Origin of the sequence: Streptomyces sp. DH-12 (genome assembly GCF_002899455.1) — a bacterium.
Lineage (GTDB): Bacteria > Actinomycetota > Actinomycetes > Streptomycetales > Streptomycetaceae > Streptomyces.
On record NZ_PPFB01000001.1, the window covers coordinates 4,866,770 to 4,883,742 of the forward strand.

Sequence of the window (16,973 nt, forward strand, 5' to 3'; positions counted from 1 at the left end):
GGCGGCGGCGACCCGGCCCCACCGGGATCGGGCGCGGGCGTCAGCCCTTGACCGCGCCCTGCATGATGCCGCCCACGATCTGCTTGCCGAAGATCGCGAAGACCAGCAGCAGGGGCAGCGTGCCGAGCAGCGCACCCGCCATGATCAGGGACTGGTCGGGGGTGTACCCGCGGCCGAGACCCGCGACCGCGACCTGCACGGTCGGGTTGCCGGTCTGCGTCAGGACCAGGAACGGCCACAGGAAGTCGTTCCACGCCTGCACGAACATCAGCATGCCGAGCACGGCCATGGCCGGCCGCGCGGCCGGGAAGACCACGTGCCACACCACGCGCCAGCTGCTCGCGCCGTCCACCCGCGCGGCCTCGATGACCTCGTCGGGCAGCGCCTGCAGCAGGTACTGCCGCATGAAGAACACCCCGAAGGCGCTCACCAGCGACGGGAAGATGACCGCCTGGAGCTGGTCGGTCCAGTCGAGCTTGGCGACCATCATGTACAGCGGGATGATGCTGAGCTGCGGCGGAATCATCATCGTGCCGATGACCACCAGCATCAGGGCGTTGCGGCCCTTGAAGCGCAGTTTGGCGAAGGCGAACCCGGCGATCGTCGACAGCACCACGATGGTGACCGCGGAGGTGCCCGCCACGATGGTGGTGTTGAGGAACGCCTCGCCGAGGTTGGCGTCCTTCCAGGCGATCTCCAGGTTCTTGAACAGGTTCGAGCCGAACCAGAACGGCGGCGGGTTCTCCGCCAGGCGCTGGTTGTCGCGGGACGCGGCGATCGCGGTCCACACCAGCGGGAACAGCGACACGATCATGAACACGGCGAGGATCGCGTACGCGAGCGGCCCGCCGTGCAGGGTGCCGCCGGCCCGCGCCGACTTCGGCAGGCGCGAGCGCTTCTGCTCCTTGACGATCGGTGTCTCGGGGGGCGTCACAGTCGTCGTCACGGCCACACTCCTTAACTGCTGGCGCGCAGCCGGCGCGAGATGAGCTGGTTGATGAGGCCGATGACGATCAGGATCGCGAACATCGTCCAGGCGATCGCCGAGGCACGGCCCAGGTGCTGGTTGACCCAGCCCTGCTCGTACAGGTACAGGCCGAGCGTCTGGAACTGGTGCTCCGCGCCGCCCGACGCGCCCTTGTTGGGGTCGAACAGCAGCGGTTCGCCGAAGACCTGGCTGGCGCCGATCGTCGAGACCACCACGGTGAACAGGATCGTCGGACGCAGCGAGGGCAGCGTCACGTGCAGGAACTGCCGCCAGCGGCTGGCGCCGTCCAGCGCCGCCGACTCGTACAGGTCCTGCGGGATCGCCTGCATCGCGGCCAGGTAGATCAGCGCGTTGTAGCCGGTCCAGCGCCAGATGATGATCGTCGAGACGGCTATCTGGCCGGGCCACTTGTCGTCCTGCCAGCCGATCGGGTCGATCCCCACCGCGCCGAGCGCCCAGTTGATCATGCCGTAGTCACGGCCGAAGAGCAGTACGAACACCAGGGTCGCGGCGGCGATCGAGGTGGCGTACGGCGCGAGCATCGCGACCCGCCAGAACGTGGAGGCGCGCAGCTTGTAGTTGAGGATGTGGGCGATGCCCATGGCGATCATCAGCTGCGGAACGGTGGAGATGATGCCGATGGTCAGGGTGTTCTGCGCCGCGTTCCAGAAGAAGTCGTCGTCGAAGATCCGGGTGTAGTTCTTCAGACCGACCCAGTTCATGTCGGTCGGCGCGGTCAGCTCGACCTGGTGCAGCGAGGCCCAGCCGGTGTAGATCAGCGGGAACAGCCCGAAGGCGGCGAACAGCAGGAAGAACGGCGAGACGAACGCGTACGGGCTCCAGCGCGCGTCGCGCTGCCAGCGGCGGGACAACTTGGCCCGGCGCTTGTCGTCCTTGTCCGCGGAGCGGCTGCCGGGCGCACGGCCCGGGGCCGCGCCCCCCTTGACGGGGGACGCGGCGATGTCGGAACGGGTGGCCATGCGGGTCACTTGTCCAGGTTGTTGTCGATGGTCTTGGTGGCCGTCTCCCAGGCCTCCTCGGCCGACTTGCCCTTCGTCACGAGGATGACGCCGTTGTCGGTCAGACCCTGCTGGATGATCTGGTCCTTCGGGCCGATCACCTGGACCGGGATCTGCTTGGCGGCCTCGGAGAAGATCTGGCCGATCGGCGCGTCACCGGTCATCTCGTTCGTGGCCCCGGTCACCTCGGGGCTGGTGTACGCGGCCGGGGCGCTCGGGAAGCTGCCCTGGACCTTGAACAGCTTGGCCTGCTGCTCGGGCGCGGTCAGCCAGGCGACCAGCTTCTGCGCCTCCTCGACGTTCTTGCCGCTCTTCGGCACGCCCAGGAAGGAGCCGCCCCAGTTGCCGGACTTCGGAGCCACGGCCACGTCCCACTTGCCGGCGGCCTCCGGCTTCGACTTGCCCTTGATGTAGCCGAGCATCCACGGCGGGCAGGCGACGGTGGCGAACTTGCTGTTGGCGATGGTGGTGTCCCAGGCGGGCTGGAACTGCGTCTGCGACTGGACCAGGCCCTTCTCGGCGGCCTCGGCGGTCAGGTCGAAGGCGGCCCGCACGGCCGGGTTGGTCTTGTAGACGACCTCGCCGGAGGCGTCGTAGAACTTCTCCTTCTCACTGCTGAGGACGGCGTTCAGCAGACCGCCGGGGGAGTCCATGAAGAAGGAGTCCTTGCCGGCCGCCTCCTTGTACTTCTCACCGGTGGCGATGAACTTGTTCCAGTCGCCCGCCCACAGCTTGCCGACCTCCTCGCGCTCGCTCGGCAGACCGGCCTTCTCGAAGAGGTCCTTGCGGTAGCAGATGGCCATCGGGCCGACGTCCGTGCCGAGACCGATGGTCTGGCCGTCCTTGGTGGTGGCCTGCTCCCACTTCCAGGGCAGCCAGCCGTCCTTCTTCACCCCCTCGACCTTGGACATGTCCGTGAACTTGTCCGCCTGGGTGTTGACGACCTCGGCGATGTTGGCGACCTCGATCGCCTGCACGTCCATCAGCCCGCTGTTGGTGGTCAGGTGGTTGACGAGGGCGGGGTAGTAGTTCTCGTTCCGCTCGACCACGTTCTCCTGGATCTTGATGTCCGGGTTGAGCTTCTCGTACTCGGCGTAGAGGCCCGCCTCCTTGAAGCCCATGGTGCCGAACAGACCCAGGGTGATCGTGGTCTTGCCCTCGCCGGACGAGGAACCACCGGAGCTGTCGTCTCCGCCGTCGTCGGCGCAGCCGGCCAGCAGCCCGGTGCCCAGCGACACGACGGCCGCGACGGCCAGGGCCTTGCGGGCGAAGGGCTGGCCCCCGCCCGACCGCTGCCTGGTGAGGGGCAGGGTACGTGCTCGCATTGCGTCCTCCTGTTGCCCTGACGTGCCGACCCCCCGGCCAACGGCGTTGTTGACCCGTATTCTGCGCGTTGCGGCTCGGGCGGGGAACGTGCGGGTTGTGTATGTGTCAGGTACTGTGGGAGCGCTCCCACAAGTGATGTGTTGAAGAGTCGCGGGTCCGGGCGGGGGTGTCAAGGGAGCAGACGCGGCAAAGTGCGTTCAGTTATCTGCCCGTTAACTTGACCCGGGGGGCCGCCCCCCGCGGAACGCCGGGATCCGCGCGGACGCCCTCGCGGGTGGTCACCGTCACTGCCGGGGCTGTTACATTCCAGGCCAGGGTGACACAGAAGGAAGGCGGGGGCGGATGGCAAGCCACGGAGTGCGGGGTCGCAGCGGTGGCCGCCCCACCCTCGAAGAGGTGGCGGCGCGCGCCGGAGTCGGCCGCGGCACCGTGTCGCGCGTGATCAACGGCTCCCCCCGGGTGAGCGAGGCCACGCGCGCCGCCGTCGAGGCGGCCGTCGCCGAGCTGGGCTACGTCCCCAACACGGCGGCCCGCGCCCTGGCGGCCAACCGCACCGACGCGATAGCGCTCGTGGTGCCCGAGCCCGAGACCCGGTTCTTCACCGAGCCCTACTTCTCCGACATGCTCCGCGGCGTCGGCGCCGCGCTCTCCGACACCGAGATGCAGCTCCTGCTGATCTTCGCGGGCAGCGACCGGGAGCGGCAGCGGCTCGCGCAGTACCTGGCCGCGCACCGCGTGGACGGCGTGCTGCTGGTCTCGGTGCACGCCGACGACCCGCTGCCCGACATGCTGTCCCAGCTGGAGATCCCCGCCGTGATCAGCGGCCCCCGCTCGGCGGACGAGACGCTCACCTCGGTGGACTCCGACAACTACGGCGGCGCCCGGCAGGCCGTCGAGCACCTCATCGGCCGGGGCCGCCGCACCGTCGCGCACATCACCGGCCGCCTGGACGTCTACGGCGCCCAGCGCCGCGTCGACGGCTACCGGGACGCGCTGCGCGAGGCGGGCCACACGGTGGACGAGCTGCTGATCGAGCCGGGCGACTTCTCCGAGGACGGCGGCCGCCGCGCGATGGAGGCCCTGCTGGAGCGCCGCCCCGACCTGGACGCGGTCTTCGCCGCCTCCGACGTCACGGCGGCCGGCGCCCGCCAGGTGCTGCGCGAGGCGGGCCGCCGCATCCCGGACGACGTGGCGCTGGTCGGCTACGACGACTCCGCCATCGCCCGTCACATGGAGCCGCCGCTGACCAGCGTGCGCCAGCCGATCGAGGAGATGGGCCGGGCGATGACCGACCTGCTGCTCGCCGAGGTCGCCGACCGACGCCCGTCCGCGACGCGGGAGCTGGAGCGGCGTCAGGTGGTGCTGGCCACGGAGCTGGTGGAACGCGCGTCGTCGTGAACGCGTCGGGATGCGGGCGCCCGCCGCCCGCGTCCGCACGGCCCCGTCATGCCGGAAGCCGGTGACCCCGACGGGGTCACCGGCTTCTGCGGTGAGGGTGAGTGACGGGACTTGAACCCGCGACATCCTGGACCACAACCAGGTGCTCTACCAGCTGAGCTACACCCACCACGGCCCGGTTCCCGGAAGTCGGTGACTTCCCCGACCGGCCGAGAAAAAGTGTACAGGGTCCGAAGGGGTGCTCGCGCACGCCTTTCCGTGCGGCCCCCCGAGCCCCCTCGGCATTCCTACTGAGCAGGCAGGACGTGCTTCGCCGCGATCTTCTTCGCGGTGTCGGAGTCGGGTCCCGGCTGCGGCACGAAGACGGCCTCGCGGTAGTAGCGCAGCTCCGCGATGGACTCGCGGATGTCGGCGAGCGCCCGGTGGTTGCCGTTCTTCTCGGGGCTGTTGAAGTACGCCCGCGGGTACCAGCGGCGGGCCAGCTCCTTGATGCTGGACACGTCGACGATCCGGTAGTGCAGGTGCTTCTCCAGGGCGGGCATGTCGCGCAGCAGGAAGCCGCGGTCGGTGCCGACGGAGTTCCCGCACAGGGGCGCCCTGCCGGGCTCCTTGACGTGTTCCTTGATGTAGGCGAGGACCCGCTGCTCGGCGTCCTCGAGCGTCGTGCCGTTCGGCAGTTCGTCGAGCAGCCCCGACGCGGTGTGCATCGCGCGCACCACCTCCGGCATCGTCTCCAGGGCCCGCTCCGGCGGGCGGATGACGATGTCGACGCCCTCGCCGAGCACGTTCAGCTCGGAGTCGGTGACGAGGGCGGCCACCTCGATGAGCGCGTCGTCCGACAGCGAGAGGCCGGTCATCTCGCAGTCGATCCACACCATGCGATCGTTCATGTGTCTCACCTTACGGTGCGTGACGCCGGGCGGGACCGGGTGGTGAAACGGTGATTCCGCGGAGCGCCCCGCACAGCGGTGGGGGCCGGAGGCACCCGGCCTCCGGCCCCCACGGCGGTCGCCTCAGTGCGCGCCGCGCTGTCCCGGGACGCCCGGCGCCGAGGCGCTCAGGGACGACCCCAGCGCGCCGGCCGCCGCCGTCCGGCGCGACTGGTGCGGGACCGCGCCGTCCGGGTACAGCGTCTGCGACACCGGGTGCCCCGAGGGCTCCGGCCTGCCGGACGGGACGCCGCCTCCCGGGGCGCCCTGCGCGGTCTCGGTGTCCTGGCCGCGCTCGGCCTGCGGGCGCCGGGCCCGGTACGCGGCCCGGTAGGCGGCCGGGGACGAGCCGAGCTGGCGCCGGAAGTGGCCGCGCAGCGCCACCGGCGAGCGGAAGCCGCAGCGTCCGGCGACCTCGTCGACCGAGTAGTCCGACGTCTCCAGCAGGCGCTGCGCCTGGAGCACCCGCTGCGTGATCAGCCACTGCAGCGGGGCGCTGCCGGTCAGCGAGCGGAACCGGCGGTCGAAGGTGCGGCGGCTCATGTACGCGCGGGCCGCGAGGGTCTCCACGTCGAACTGCTCGTGGAGGTGCTCCAGCGCCCAGGCGACGACCTCGGCGAGCGGGTCGGCGCCGATCTCCTCCGGTAAAGACCGGTCGAGGTAGCGCTCCTGGCCGCCGCTGCGGCGCGGCGGGACCACCAGGCGCCGGGCGAGCGCGCCGGCCGCCTCGTTGCCGTGGTCCGTGCGCACGATGTGCAGGCACAGGTCGATGCCGGCCGCGGTGCCCGCGGACGTCAGCACGTCGCCGTCGTCCACGAACAGCTCGCGTGGATCGACGTGCACCGACGGATAGCGCTTGGCCAGCGTCGGCGCGTACATCCAGTGGGTGGTCGCGGGACGGCCGTCCAGCAGACCCGCCGCCGCGAGGACGAAGGCGCCGGTGCACAGTCCGACGATGCGGGCGCCCTCCTCGTGGGCCCGGCGCAGCGCGTCCAGGGCCTCGTCCGGCGGCGGGGAGGTGATCGATCGCCAGGCCGGCACCACGACGGTGCCCGCCCGGGATATCGCCTCCAGGCCGTGTGGCGCGGTGAGTTCCAGGCCCCCTGTGGTCCGCAGCGGGCCCTCTTCGCCGCCGCACACCAGCAGGCGGTAGCGCGGCACGCCGGCGTCCTGGCGGTCAACCCCGAACACCGACAGCGGTATGGAACTTTCGAAAATGGGGCCGCCGCTGAACAGCAGCACCGCGACGATCTCCTTGCGGCGGCGCCCGGAGAGCTTCCGGGCCGTGTTTTCCGGCGCGGCAGTGGAGTCGTGGCTCATCCTGCTAAGCCCCCCTCGGTGGTCGCGGCTCCTCGGTTGTGTCGCTCCTGCACGTTTCCCCTCGGTCCTGCACGAGTCCCCCGCCGTAAGACAGTCAAGATCGAATCTACTGTGTCCCGTCGCGCACCGGTGGCCAGTTCGGCACTCGGTGCATTGTCGACTTGGCAACTTGGCGTGAAGCATTCGATCACGAAGCGTTGCACTCGCGCGCCGTGCAGGGAAGTACGCCTCGTCGCGGTGGCCAAAGCGCGTAGGGTGCGCAGGGCTCGTGAGACCCTTTCCGTGCAGGTGGAACGGGGGTTGGGGGGCGGTCACGGCACCGGGTGCGCCCACGCCGTAAGTTGGCTGAAAAGAGACGGGTTCGGGTGCGGAAACCGGTCAACCGGCCGGTGTCCGTCCGGCGTCCCGCGGGGCGTGCGCCCGCGCGCGGGAAGGGGTGCCGCGGCGCGGGGAGCGGCGGACCGGCAGGCGGGGGACGGCCGTGACGGCCGCCGGGCCGCACGCCGCGCCGCGGGAGGACCGCGGGGGCGAGCGGGCAGCCGGACGCGGTCCGGCGGAGGAGGCCGTCCTCCGGGGACCGGCCGGGGGCGTGGGCGGGGCGGGGCACCGAGGGCCTCCTGTCGTGGCGTGGTCCACCCGCCCCGACGGGCGGGCGGGCCGCGTCGGTCACCGTGCGGGCGGGGACCGGTGGAGGGGCCGGACGGCCCTTGACGGGCCGGCCGCGGGTGGTTCAGGTGTCAAGCGCATACCGAGCAAACCGCCTGTACAGGGCAGCAACCATTGCGTCGCGGGCGGACCCTCGTGCATGCTCCGGGGAACCCGCCTCCCGGTTCGCGGGATCTGGGCCATGGAGGCGTGCCGCCGTACCCTTGAGGGTATGGGGTGGGGAAGACACTTCCCGGACACAGCTCCGCCGCACACTGTCGTCCCATAAAAGGATCACAACCCCGAGACAGCCATGGCCGGTCACGAATTCTTCGAACCAGCGGACCGCAAGCGGCCGGTCGCCGATCCGACGGCGGCCGAACCCCTGGCGGCGGAGGACTCGCGCCATGCGTGCGACCCCGCCTTCCGGCACGGGGTGGTCGTCGGCTTCGACGGTTCCACGTCCAGTGAGCGGGCCCTCGCGTACGCCATCGGCATGGCGCGGCGCTCCGGCTCCGGGCTGATCATCGTCCACGTCGCCAACCGGCTGCCCACCACGGTGTGGGCGGGCTGCGAGCCGCCGGTCTTCGTGGACGTCCCGGACCACCGCACGGAGGTGCTGGGGCTGGAGCTGGCCTGCGCCGACCATCTGGCCGAGGTGCCGTGGATCCTCGTCGAGCGGGGCGGGGACATCTGCCACGAACTCGAAGAGGTGGGGCGGGAGTACGCGGCCGATGCGATCGTCGTGGGTTCCACCCACGGGGTCGTGGGGCGGCTCTTCGGGTCGGTCGCGGGGAGGCTGGCCAAGCGGGCGCAGCGGCCGGTCGTCGTCATTCCATGACGTGAGGTGAGGGACGGGCCCCCACGTGTTGCGGCAACACGTGGGGGCCCGTTCTCGTTCGCCGGCCTCTGCGGGTGCGTCAGGGGTGAGCGCGCCCGCGCGGCGGAGCCGCGGATCGGCACGGCCCCGCGCCCCTCGGGGGCGCTTCCCGGTTACTCGACCGTGACGGACTTCGCCAGATTGCGGGGCTTGTCGATGTCCCGGCCGAGGGCCAGGGCCGTGTGGTAGGCGAGGAGCTGGAGGGGGATGCCCATGAGGATCGGGTCCAGCTCGTCCTCGTTCTTGGGGACCACGATCGTGTGGTCCGCCTTCTCCTGCGCCTGGTGGGCGACGGCGACGATCCGGCCGCTGCGGGCCTTGATCTCCTCCATGGCCGCGCGGTTCTTCTCCAGCAGGTCGTCGTCCGGGACGATCGCCACGGTCGGCATGGCCGGCTCGATCAGGGCCAGCGGACCGTGCTTCAGCTCGGAGGCCGGGTAGGCCTCGGCGTGGATGTAGGAGACCTCCTTGAGCTTCAGGGACGCCTCGCGGGCCACCGGGTAGCCCCGGACGCGGCCGATGAAGAGCATCGAGCGGGCGTCGGCGTACTCCAGCGCCAGCTTCTTGATCTCCTCCTCCTGCTCCATGATCTCGGCGATCTGGGCGGGGAGGCGGCGCAGGCCCTCGATGATCCGCTTGCCGTCGCGGACGGAGAGGTCGCGGGTGCGGCCCAGGTGCAGGGCGAGCAGCGCGAAGGCGACCGTGGTGTTGGTGAAGCACTTGGTGGAGACGACGCAGACCTCCGGGCCGGCGTGCACGTAGACGCCGCCGTCCGCCTCGCGGGCGATCGCGGAACCCACCACGTTGACCACGCCGAGGACCCGGGCGCCCTTGCGCTTCAGCTCCTGCACGGCGGCCAGCACGTCGTACGTCTCACCGGACTGGGAGACCGCGATGTACAGGGTGTCGGGGTCGACGACCGCGTTGCGGTAGCGGAACTCGGAGGCCGGCTCGGCGTCGGCGGGGATGCGCGCCAGCTCCTCGATCATCTGCGCGCCGATCATGCCGGCGTGGTACGAGGTGCCGCAGCCGAGGATCTTCACGCGGCGGATGCGCCGGGCCTCGCGGGCGTCCAGGTTGAGGCCGCCCAGGTGCACGGTGGAGAAGCGGTCGTCGATCCGGCCGCGCAGCACGCGGTCCACGGCCTCGGCCTGCTCGTGGATCTCCTTGTGCATGTAGGTGTCGTGGCCGCCCATGTCGTAGGAGGCGGCCTCCCACTCCACGGTGGTGGGCTCGGCGGTGGTGCGCGTGCCCTCCGTGGTGTAGGTGCGGAAGTCGTCGGCCTTGAGGGTGGCCATCTCGCCGTCGTCGAGGGTGACTATCTGACGGGTGTGGGCGACCAGCGCGGCGATGTCCGAGGCGACGAACATCTCCTTCTCGCCGATGCCGAGGACGACCGGGGAGCCGTTGCGGGCGACGACGATGCGGTCCGGGAAGTCGGCGTGCAGCACGGCGATGCCGTAGGTGCCCTCGATCAGGCGGACCGTCTCGCGGACCTTGTCCTCGAGCTTCTCGGCCTGCGAGCGGGCGATGAGGTGGACGAGGACCTCGGTGTCGGTCTCGGAGAGGAACTCGACGCCGTCCGCCTCCAGCTTGCGGCGCAGGTCGGCGGCGTTGTCGATGATGCCGTTGTGGACGACGGCGACCTTGCCCTCGGCGTCCAGGTGGGGGTGGGCGTTCACGTCGGACGGGGCGCCGTGGGTGGCCCAGCGGGTGTGGGCGATGCCGGTGGTGCCCTTGAAGCGCGCCGGGACCTTGGCCTCCAGGTCGCGCACCCGGCCCTTGGCCTTGACCGTCTTCAGGGCCCCCGCCTTCGGGGAGGTCACGGCGATGCCCGCCGAGTCGTAGCCGCGGTACTCCAGGCGCTGGAGCCCTTCGAGCAGCAGGGGGGCGACCTCACGCCTGCCGATGTAACCGACGATTCCGCACATACAGGTGTGTTCCTAGCCGTAGACGATGCGGCGCAGCTGCCGGAGCGAGAGCTCGGGCGGCGCCACCGCGCGGTATCTCAGGTCCGCCTCGATCCGTTGGAAGATCGTCGCGTTCACCAGGCCCTGGGCCTGGAGCTCGCGGTGGCGGCGACGGACGTACTCCTCGGTCGTCTCGTCGAAGTAGGCGAGCACGTCCTGGATCACACGCAGCGCCTCGCCCCGGCTGAGGGGCGTGGACCGCGTCAGATGATCGACAAGTTCGTCGTGCACCCGATGATCCTGAGGTAACGACGGCCGTTTCGCAAGAATCGTGCCCGATTTCGGGCAGGCCGGGGTAGGTGGTCGTTACATGCGCTTCAGGACGGCCTGCTTGGCGAGGGTGAACTCCTCGTCCGTGAGCACCCCGGCCCGGTGCAGCTCGCCCAGCTCCCGCAGCCGCCGCAGCAGCGCGTCGTGGTCGTCCTCGGCGCGGTCGGGCGGTGCGGGCCGGTCGTCCTCGTGGTCGCGCGGACCGTCTAGGGCCGGGGCGGCGGGTGCGGACGGGTGCGGAAGGCGGGCCTGGACGGCGGCGGCCACCAGCGCCATCAGCGGGTCCTTCCTGAAGCCCCACAGCTCCACCGCGTTCGGGTCGTACTTGGCCGGGACCTTGGCCGGGGCGTGCCGCACGAGGAAGCGCAGGTGGCCGTTGTCCAGGCCGGACGCCGGCTGCCACTCCACCCCCTCCAGGTCCGGCACCGCCAGGGTGCGGGGGCCGGCGGCGGACTTGGCGTCCTCCGTCTTCCAGTTCCACTCCAGCCGGACCCGCTCCCCGTCGAAGCTCACCGTGCCGTCCCCGGCGGAGACGGACAGCGGCAGGGACGGGCCGGGCAGCAGATAGCCGGTCACCGGCCCGGACGGGATCTGCTCCAGCAGCAGCGCGGTGCGGACCTCCTCCGTGAAGTACTCGGCGACGCCGTAGCGGTCGGGCTCGACGATCAGCCGGTAGGGGTCGTGCGGCTCGGTGAGGCGCCCGCCGGTCGCGTGCAGCAGCGGGTCGGCGCCGTCGCGCAGCCGCAGCCTGAGCCGCCCCGACTTCTTGCCCTGCTCCAGCGAGATGCCCGCCAACGCCTCGAGCGGCACGGTCAGTTCACCCAGCGTCCGGCGCAGCAGGCCGACGTTCTTGTCCCGGCCGGGTGTCAGGCGCAGGGTTTCCCCGTCGAACGTCCACGTGCCGTCCTTCTGGATGATTTCCGCCATGGGGGGATTGTTTCACCGGAACGGCGGGGGAGTGGTCCGGACCTGTTCCGGGTGCCCCTGACAGGGGCGGGAGCCGACGGCGGGGCGGCCCGGGAGGCGGGCGGCTCACCGTCGGTGGGGCTGGGCGCGCAGGTCCCCGCGCCCCTGACGGGGCCCTGTCCCTGAGGGAGCGACGAAGCCCCCGGAGGACCGTACTCCGGGGGCTTCGTCCGTCCATGGGGTCAGAAGGCCGCCAGGGGGTTCTTCAGGGTGCCGATGAGCTGGAGGGCGCCCGAGGGGTCCGCCAGGTCCACCATCTGCTTGTTGTTGCGCAGCTGGAGGCGGTTCAGGCAGGACAGGGCGAACTCCGGGGCGAACATGTCGTACCGGGCGAACTTGTCGGCCAGTTCCGGCACCGACGCCTGGTAGGCGCGGGTGACCTCCGCGACCGTGCGCCAGAAGCCGTCCTCGTCGAGGACGCCCTCCTCGGCGAGGTTCGCCGCGAGGAAACGGAAGAAGCAGTCGAAGACGTCCGTGAAGATCGACAGCAGTTTGGTGTCGTCCGGGACCTCGACGCGGATCCGGGACACCTCCGGCGGCAGCACCGCGTCCGGGTCCATCACCGCGATCTCCTCGGCGATGTCCTTGTAGACCGCGCGCTTCACGGCGCCGTTCTCCAGGACCAGGATGACGTTCTCGCCGTGCGGCATGTACACCAGGTCGTAGGCGTAGAAGCTGTGCAGCAGCGGGACGTAGTACGCCCGCAGGTAGCGCCGCAGCCACTCCTCCGGGGCCAGCCCGGAGCGCTCGATCAGCGCGCCCGCGAAGGACCTGCCCTCGTGGTCGACGTGGACCAGGGAGGCCATGGTGGCGAGCGACTCGCCGTCCTTCAGGGACGCCACCGGGCTCTCCCGCCACAGCGCCGCCAGCATCTTGCGGTACGGCGAGTGGCGGTCGGTGGCCTGCTCGTACTCCAGGTGCCGGTAGCCCACGGCGGCCCGCTCGCGGATGATCGACAGACCCGTCTCGCGCAGCACCGGGTCGTTGTCGATCAGCCGGGCCAGCCAGTCGTTGATCGCCGGGGTGGCCTCCATGTAGGCGGCGGACAGGCCCCGCATGAAGCCCATGTTGAGGACGGACAGGGCCGTCTTCACGTAGTGCTTCTCCGGGTGCGACCGGTTGAAGAAGGTGCGGATGGACTGCTGGGCCAGGTACTCGTCGTCGCCCTCGCCCAGGCACACCAGGTGCCGGCGGGCCACCTCGGCGGCGAAGGTGACGGACAGCTTGTTCCACCACTGCCAGGGGTGGACCGGGATCAGCAGGTAGTCGGCGGGGTCCAGCTCCTGTGCGCGCAGGACGGCGTGGAACCGCTCGACGGTCTCCTCGCCCAGTTCCTGCCGGACGAAGGACTCGTACGCGATCCCGACGCCCGCGGTGAACGCGGCCCGGGAGCGGTGGGCGGCCAGCCACACCAGCTTCACCGGGTTCGCGGCCTCCGGGGCGTACCGCAGGTACTCGTGGACGCCGAAGCCGAGCCGCCCGTTGTTGGCGACGAAGCAGGGGTGGCCCTCGGTCATGCCGGACTCGATCGCCTGGAAACCGGCGTCGGCCAGCTCGGCCGAGGTGACCTCCGGCTTGGTCAGCTTGTAGCAGGTGCCGGAGAGGGTGGAGGAGATCTCCTCCAGGTACACCGGCAGGATCTCGTCGCTCAGCCCCAGGGACTTCTGCAGCTCGATGAAGAAGTCCAGCGCCGCCAGTTCGAGTGCGGTGTCGCCGCGGTGGCGGGTGATCGAGTCGGCGTCGACCTGCCAGTGGTCCAGGCCGCGCAGCCTCGCGGTGAACGCGTAGCGGGTCTCGCCGTCGTCGCTGCGGACGACGTACCGGCCGTCGCCGGCCGGTTCCGGCGTGACGAGCCGCTCGTGCGCGAACTCGGCGAGCGCCTTGCGGATCAGAAGACGGTTGGCCCGCGCCCAGCGGTGGGGGGACAGATGCGCCACGGCGTCGGACAGGGTCATACGGACACTCCTCGGGCGGCCTCGAACTGTTCGCGCGTGCAGAAGCTCAGCAGCGCGCGCTTCTCCGGCTTGTCGATCTCTCGCTCGGGCACGAAGCCCACGGCCTCGTTCAGGGCGTGCACGGCCTTGTTGCCGACGTCGGGCTCCACCACGACCCGGCGGGTGGCCGGGTCGGCGAACAGCTCCTCCATCACGGCGGTGATGACGGCGCGGGTGAAGCCGTGGACCGGCCGGTCGGTGGGGGCGACCAGGAAGTGCATGCCGACGTCACCCGGCCGCGGCTCGTAGAGCCCGACGAGTTCGACGTACCGGGGGTCGTACTTCTCCATCAGGAACGCGGGTTCGCCGTCGTGCAGGCCCAGGTAGGCGTGGTGGTGCTCGTGGGCGGCGATCCGCATGTACTCGCGCTCGACGTCCTGCAGCTTCGCGTCCTGCATCATCCAGAACGCCGCCTTGGGGTGGGTCACCCAGCGGTGCAGCAGCTCCGCGTCCCTCAGCGGGTCGAGCGGGCGGACCGTGAACGTGCCGACGGCGCTCATACGGCGAACTCCTGGAAGGCGATGCTCTTCTCGACCGGGTAGTACTCGGCGCCCAGCAGCTCGCGGATGATGGACGCGTTGCGGTACGGGCCCATGCCCAGGTCGGGGCTGGTGACGCTGTGCGTGTGCACGCCCGCGTTCTGCAGGAAGACGCCGCGTCCGGTGACGTCGACGGCGTAGTTGCGGGCGACGTCGAAGCGGCCGTGGCCGTCGAAGCGCAGCCGGTCGCGCACCGGCTCCAGGAAGGCCGGCTGCTCGTAGTGGTAGCCGGTGGCCAGCACCAGGCCCTCGGTGGCGATCTCGAAGTCCTTGCCCTGCTCGTCCTGGCGGAAGCCGAGCGTGTACGTGCCGTCCTCGTACCGTGCGGTGGTGAGCGAGGAGTTGGTGAGCAGCCGGGTGGGCACGCCGCGGCCGCCGCTCTCCACGTTCTTCTGGTACAGCAGGTCGAAGATCGCGTCGATCAGCTCCGAGTTGATCCCCTTGAACAGGCCCTTCTGCTGCTTCTCCAGCCGGTAGCGGGTCTCCTCGGGCAGCGCGCGGAAGTAGTCGATGTAGTCCGGGGACGTCATCTCCAGGGTCAGCTTGGTGTACTCCAGCGGGAAGAACCGCGGGGAGCGGGTGACCCAGTTGAGCTGGTAGCCGTGGGCGTCGATCTCCGAGAGGAGCTCGTAGTAGATCTCGGCGGCGCTCTGCCCGCTGCCCACGATCGTGACCGACTTCTTCCCCAGCAGCTCCGCCTTGCGGTGCACGTACTGCGCGTTGTGGAAGAGGTCCCCCTCGAGCCCGCGGCACGCCTCGGGCACGAACGGCACGGTGCCGGTGCCGAGCACCAGGTGCCGGCCGCGGTACGTCGTGCCGGTGGACGTGGCCACGACGTACACCTCGGCGGCCTCGTCCCAGGTGACCTCGGTGACCGTGGTGCCGAAGCGGATGCTGCCGAGCTGCGCGGCGGCCCAGCGGCAGTAGTCGTCGTACTCGACGCGCAGCGGGTAGAAGTTCTCCCGGATGTAGAACGAGTACAGCCGGCCCTTCTCCTTCAGGTAGTTGAGGAAGGAGTAGGGGGACGTCGGGTCGGCGAGGGTGACCAGGTCCGACATGAACGGGGTCTGGAGGTGGGCCCCGTCGAGGAACATCCCCGCGTGCCACTCGAAGTCCGGCTTGGACTCCAGGAAGACGCCGGAGAGTTCGTCGATGGGCTCGGTCAGGCAGGCCAGTCCCAGGTTGAACGGGCCCAGTCCGATGCCCACGAAGTCGTGGGCCGGTTCCGTGGTGTCAGCAAGCGCGGTCAAGGGACTCTCCCAGGTACTGCTCGGCGTGGCCGGCGATCAGGTCGAGGACGGCCGTGATGTCGGCCGTCGTGGTCTCGGGGTTGAGCAGGGTGAACTTCAGGTAGTGGCGCCCGGACACCTTGGTGCCCGCGACCACCGCGTCACCGGAGGCGAACAGGGCCTTGCGGGCGTACAGGTTGGCCCGGTCGATGTCGGCGGGGTCGGTCACGGAGGCCGGGACGTACCGGAAGACCAGGGTGGACAGGCTGGGCTCGACCACCACGTCGAAGCGCGGGTCGGCGGCCAGCAGCTTCCAGCCCTCGGCCGCGAGGTCGCACACCTCGTCGAAGAGCGCGCCGATGCCGTCGGCGCCCATCACGCGCAGCGTCATCCACAGCTTGAGCGCGTCGAAGCGGCGGGTGGTCTGGAGGGACTTGTCGACCTGGTTGGGGATGCGCTCGGTCACCATGCGGCGCGGGTTGAGGTACTCCGCGTGGTAGGTGGCGTGCCGCAGCGTGGCCGCGTCGCGCACCAGCACGGCCGACGAACTGACCGGCTGGAAGAACGACTTGTGGTAGTCGACGGTGACCGAGTCGGCGCGCTCGATGCCGTCGATGCGGTGCCGGTACTTCAGCGAGGCGAGCAGGCCGCAGCCGTAGGCGGCGTCCACGTGCATCCAGGCGCCGTACTGCTCGCACAGGCCGGCGATCTCCGGCAGCGGGTCGATGGAGCCGAAGTCGGTGGTGCCGGCGGTGGCGACGACCGCCATCGGGATCAGACCCGTCTCGGCGCAGCGCTCCAGCTCGCGGGCGAGGGCGACGGTGCGCATCCGCTTGTCGTGGTCGACGGGGACCACCACCACGGCGTCGGGGCCGAGGCCGAGCAGCTTCGCGGACTTCTGCACGCTGAAGTGGCTGACCTCGGAGGCGAAGACGCGCAGCTTCGCCAGGTCCTCGGTCTTGGTCTCCTCCCGGGCCAGCAGCAGCGCCTGGAGGTTGGACTGGGTGCCGCCGGAGGTGAACACGCCGTCGGCGGCGGGGCCGAGGCCGATGCGGGCGGCCGTCCAGTCGATGAGTTTCCGCTCGATCAGGGTGCCGCCGGCCGACTGGTCCCAGGTGTCCAGGGAGGAGTTGACGGCGGAGAGCACGGCCTCGCCGAGCACGGCCGGGATGACGACCGGGCAGTTGAGATGGGCGAGGTAGCGGGGGTGGTGGAAGTAGACCGCGTCCCGGAGGTAGACGTCCTCCAGTTCGTCCAGCACCGCGCCGGTGTCGTACAGCGGCTGGTCGAGGTCGATCGCGTCGATGCGAGGGGCGAGGTCGTCGACCGTGACGCCGGTGAACGGACGGTCGGTGGTGGCGAGTTGGGCGGCCACCCGCTCGACTCCTTCGGTCACGGAGCGTCGGTAGTGCTCCGTGGTGGTGTCGTTGAGCAGGTGCGAGCGCATGTGGGGGTCCTCCGGTGGGGACGGTCCGGTGCGGGGAGAGGTCCAGTGCGGTT

General features: G+C 70.6%; 14 protein-coding genes and 1 tRNA gene. 2 read left to right on the plus strand and 13 right to left on the minus strand.

Going from position 1 to position 16,973, the window contains the following annotated elements:
- Nucleotides 1-40 precede the first annotated feature (40 nt).
- From C1708_RS20875 to C1708_RS20885, 3 genes are read right to left on the minus strand one after another with little or no spacing between them, the layout of a single operon-like run.
- On the minus strand, nucleotides 41-946 hold the full coding sequence (locus tag C1708_RS20875) for a carbohydrate ABC transporter permease (protein ID WP_106414103.1): 906 nt from the start codon (nucleotides 944-946) through the stop codon (nucleotides 41-43).
- 11 nt (nucleotides 947-957) lie between these two features.
- Nucleotides 958-1,968, minus strand: coding sequence for a carbohydrate ABC transporter permease (locus tag C1708_RS20880; RefSeq protein ID WP_106414104.1), 1,011 nt, complete (start codon nucleotides 1,966-1,968; stop codon nucleotides 958-960).
- 5 nt (nucleotides 1,969-1,973) lie between these two features.
- Nucleotides 1,974-3,332, minus strand: a complete 1,359-nt coding sequence (locus C1708_RS20885; RefSeq protein WP_106414105.1) for an ABC transporter substrate-binding protein — start codon at nucleotides 3,330-3,332, stop codon at nucleotides 1,974-1,976.
- 343 nt (nucleotides 3,333-3,675) lie between these two features.
- Here C1708_RS20885 and C1708_RS20890 point away from each other — a divergent pair, with 343 nt between their 5' ends.
- A complete protein-coding gene (locus C1708_RS20890; RefSeq protein WP_106414106.1) occupies nucleotides 3,676-4,731 on the plus strand; it encodes a LacI family DNA-binding transcriptional regulator in 1,056 nt (351 codons plus the stop codon).
- 96 nt (nucleotides 4,732-4,827) lie between these two features.
- On the opposite strand, the gene C1708_RS20895 is transcribed toward C1708_RS20890, so the two are convergent.
- The 3 genes from C1708_RS20895 to C1708_RS20905 all read right to left on the minus strand — a co-directional run bounded on the left by C1708_RS20895 (nucleotide 4,828) and on the right by C1708_RS20905 (nucleotide 6,980).
- Nucleotides 4,828-4,900: transfer RNA gene (locus C1708_RS20895), tRNA-His, on the minus strand.
- A gap of 118 nt (nucleotides 4,901-5,018) precedes the next feature.
- Nucleotides 5,019-5,621 carry an oligoribonuclease gene (gene orn / locus C1708_RS20900; protein WP_106414107.1) on the minus strand — a complete coding sequence of 201 codons (603 nt, stop codon included), beginning with the start codon at nucleotides 5,619-5,621 and terminating at the stop codon, nucleotides 5,019-5,021.
- A gap of 123 nt (nucleotides 5,622-5,744) precedes the next feature.
- Nucleotides 5,745-6,980: a GlxA family transcriptional regulator gene (locus C1708_RS20905; protein ID WP_106414108.1), complete on the minus strand. Its 1,236-nt coding sequence runs from the start codon at nucleotides 6,978-6,980 to the stop codon at nucleotides 5,745-5,747.
- A gap of 958 nt (nucleotides 6,981-7,938) precedes the next feature.
- Between C1708_RS20905 and C1708_RS20910 the strand changes: the two genes are divergently transcribed.
- A complete protein-coding gene (locus tag C1708_RS20910; protein WP_106414109.1) occupies nucleotides 7,939-8,466 on the plus strand; it encodes a universal stress protein in 528 nt (175 codons plus the stop codon).
- Nucleotides 8,467-8,618: 152 nt separating this feature from the next.
- Here C1708_RS20910 and glmS read toward each other — a convergent pair whose 3' ends face one another.
- The 7 genes from glmS to desA form a co-directional block, all read right to left on the minus strand.
- Entirely contained in the window at nucleotides 8,619-10,436 is a 1,818-nt protein-coding gene (gene glmS, locus C1708_RS20915; RefSeq protein WP_106414110.1) for a glutamine--fructose-6-phosphate transaminase (isomerizing), read from the minus strand.
- Nucleotides 10,437-10,448: 12 nt separating this feature from the next.
- Nucleotides 10,449-10,706: a hypothetical protein gene (locus C1708_RS20920; RefSeq protein WP_006131553.1), complete on the minus strand. Its 258-nt coding sequence runs from the start codon at nucleotides 10,704-10,706 to the stop codon at nucleotides 10,449-10,451.
- A gap of 75 nt (nucleotides 10,707-10,781) precedes the next feature.
- Nucleotides 10,782-11,672 carry a DUF4429 domain-containing protein gene (locus C1708_RS20925; RefSeq protein WP_106414111.1) on the minus strand — a complete coding sequence of 297 codons (891 nt, stop codon included), beginning with the start codon at nucleotides 11,670-11,672 and terminating at the stop codon, nucleotides 10,782-10,784.
- A gap of 221 nt (nucleotides 11,673-11,893) precedes the next feature.
- Nucleotides 11,894-13,666, minus strand: coding sequence for an IucA/IucC family protein (locus tag C1708_RS20930; RefSeq protein ID WP_106414112.1), 1,773 nt, complete (start codon nucleotides 13,664-13,666; stop codon nucleotides 11,894-11,896).
- The gene (locus tag C1708_RS20935) at nucleotides 13,663-14,205 is read right to left on the minus strand and encodes a GNAT family N-acetyltransferase (RefSeq protein ID WP_106414113.1); all 543 of its coding nucleotides are present in this window, start codon (nucleotides 14,203-14,205) and stop codon (nucleotides 13,663-13,665) included. Before C1708_RS20935 ends, C1708_RS20930 begins: the two co-directional genes overlap by 4 nt.
- Nucleotides 14,202-15,494, minus strand: coding sequence for a lysine N(6)-hydroxylase/L-ornithine N(5)-oxygenase family protein (locus tag C1708_RS20940; RefSeq protein ID WP_106414114.1), 1,293 nt, complete (start codon nucleotides 15,492-15,494; stop codon nucleotides 14,202-14,204). Before C1708_RS20940 ends, C1708_RS20935 begins: the two co-directional genes overlap by 4 nt.
- Nucleotides 15,478-16,920: a lysine decarboxylase DesA gene (gene desA / locus C1708_RS20945; protein WP_106414115.1), complete on the minus strand. Its 1,443-nt coding sequence runs from the start codon at nucleotides 16,918-16,920 to the stop codon at nucleotides 15,478-15,480. Before desA ends, C1708_RS20940 begins: the two co-directional genes overlap by 17 nt.
- Nucleotides 16,921-16,973 lie beyond the last annotated feature (53 nt).

Bases quoted from the DNA above. Each gene is read 5' to 3' on its own strand.
- C1708_RS20880 (WP_106414104.1), bottom strand. From the start codon at position 1,968: ATGGCCACCCGTTCCGACATCGCCGCGTCCCCCGTCAAGGGGGGCGCG.
- C1708_RS20885 (WP_106414105.1), bottom strand. From the start codon at position 3,332: ATGCGAGCACGTACCCTGCCCCTCACCAGGCAGCGGTCGGGCGGGGGC.
- C1708_RS20890 (WP_106414106.1), top strand. From the start codon at position 3,676: ATGGCAAGCCACGGAGTGCGGGGTCGCAGCGGTGGCCGCCCCACCCTC.
- orn (WP_106414107.1), bottom strand. From the start codon at position 5,621: ATGAACGATCGCATGGTGTGGATCGACTGCGAGATGACCGGCCTCTCG.
- C1708_RS20905 (WP_106414108.1), bottom strand. From the start codon at position 6,980: ATGAGCCACGACTCCACTGCCGCGCCGGAAAACACGGCCCGGAAGCTC.
- C1708_RS20910 (WP_106414109.1), top strand. From the start codon at position 7,939: ATGGCCGGTCACGAATTCTTCGAACCAGCGGACCGCAAGCGGCCGGTC.
- glmS (WP_106414110.1), bottom strand. From the start codon at position 10,436: ATGTGCGGAATCGTCGGTTACATCGGCAGGCGTGAGGTCGCCCCCCTG.
- C1708_RS20925 (WP_106414111.1), bottom strand. From the start codon at position 11,672: ATGGCGGAAATCATCCAGAAGGACGGCACGTGGACGTTCGACGGGGAA.
- C1708_RS20930 (WP_106414112.1), bottom strand. From the start codon at position 13,666: ATGACCCTGTCCGACGCCGTGGCGCATCTGTCCCCCCACCGCTGGGCG.
- C1708_RS20935 (WP_106414113.1), bottom strand. From the start codon at position 14,205: ATGAGCGCCGTCGGCACGTTCACGGTCCGCCCGCTCGACCCGCTGAGG.
- desA (WP_106414115.1), bottom strand. From the start codon at position 16,920: ATGCGCTCGCACCTGCTCAACGACACCACCACGGAGCACTACCGACGC.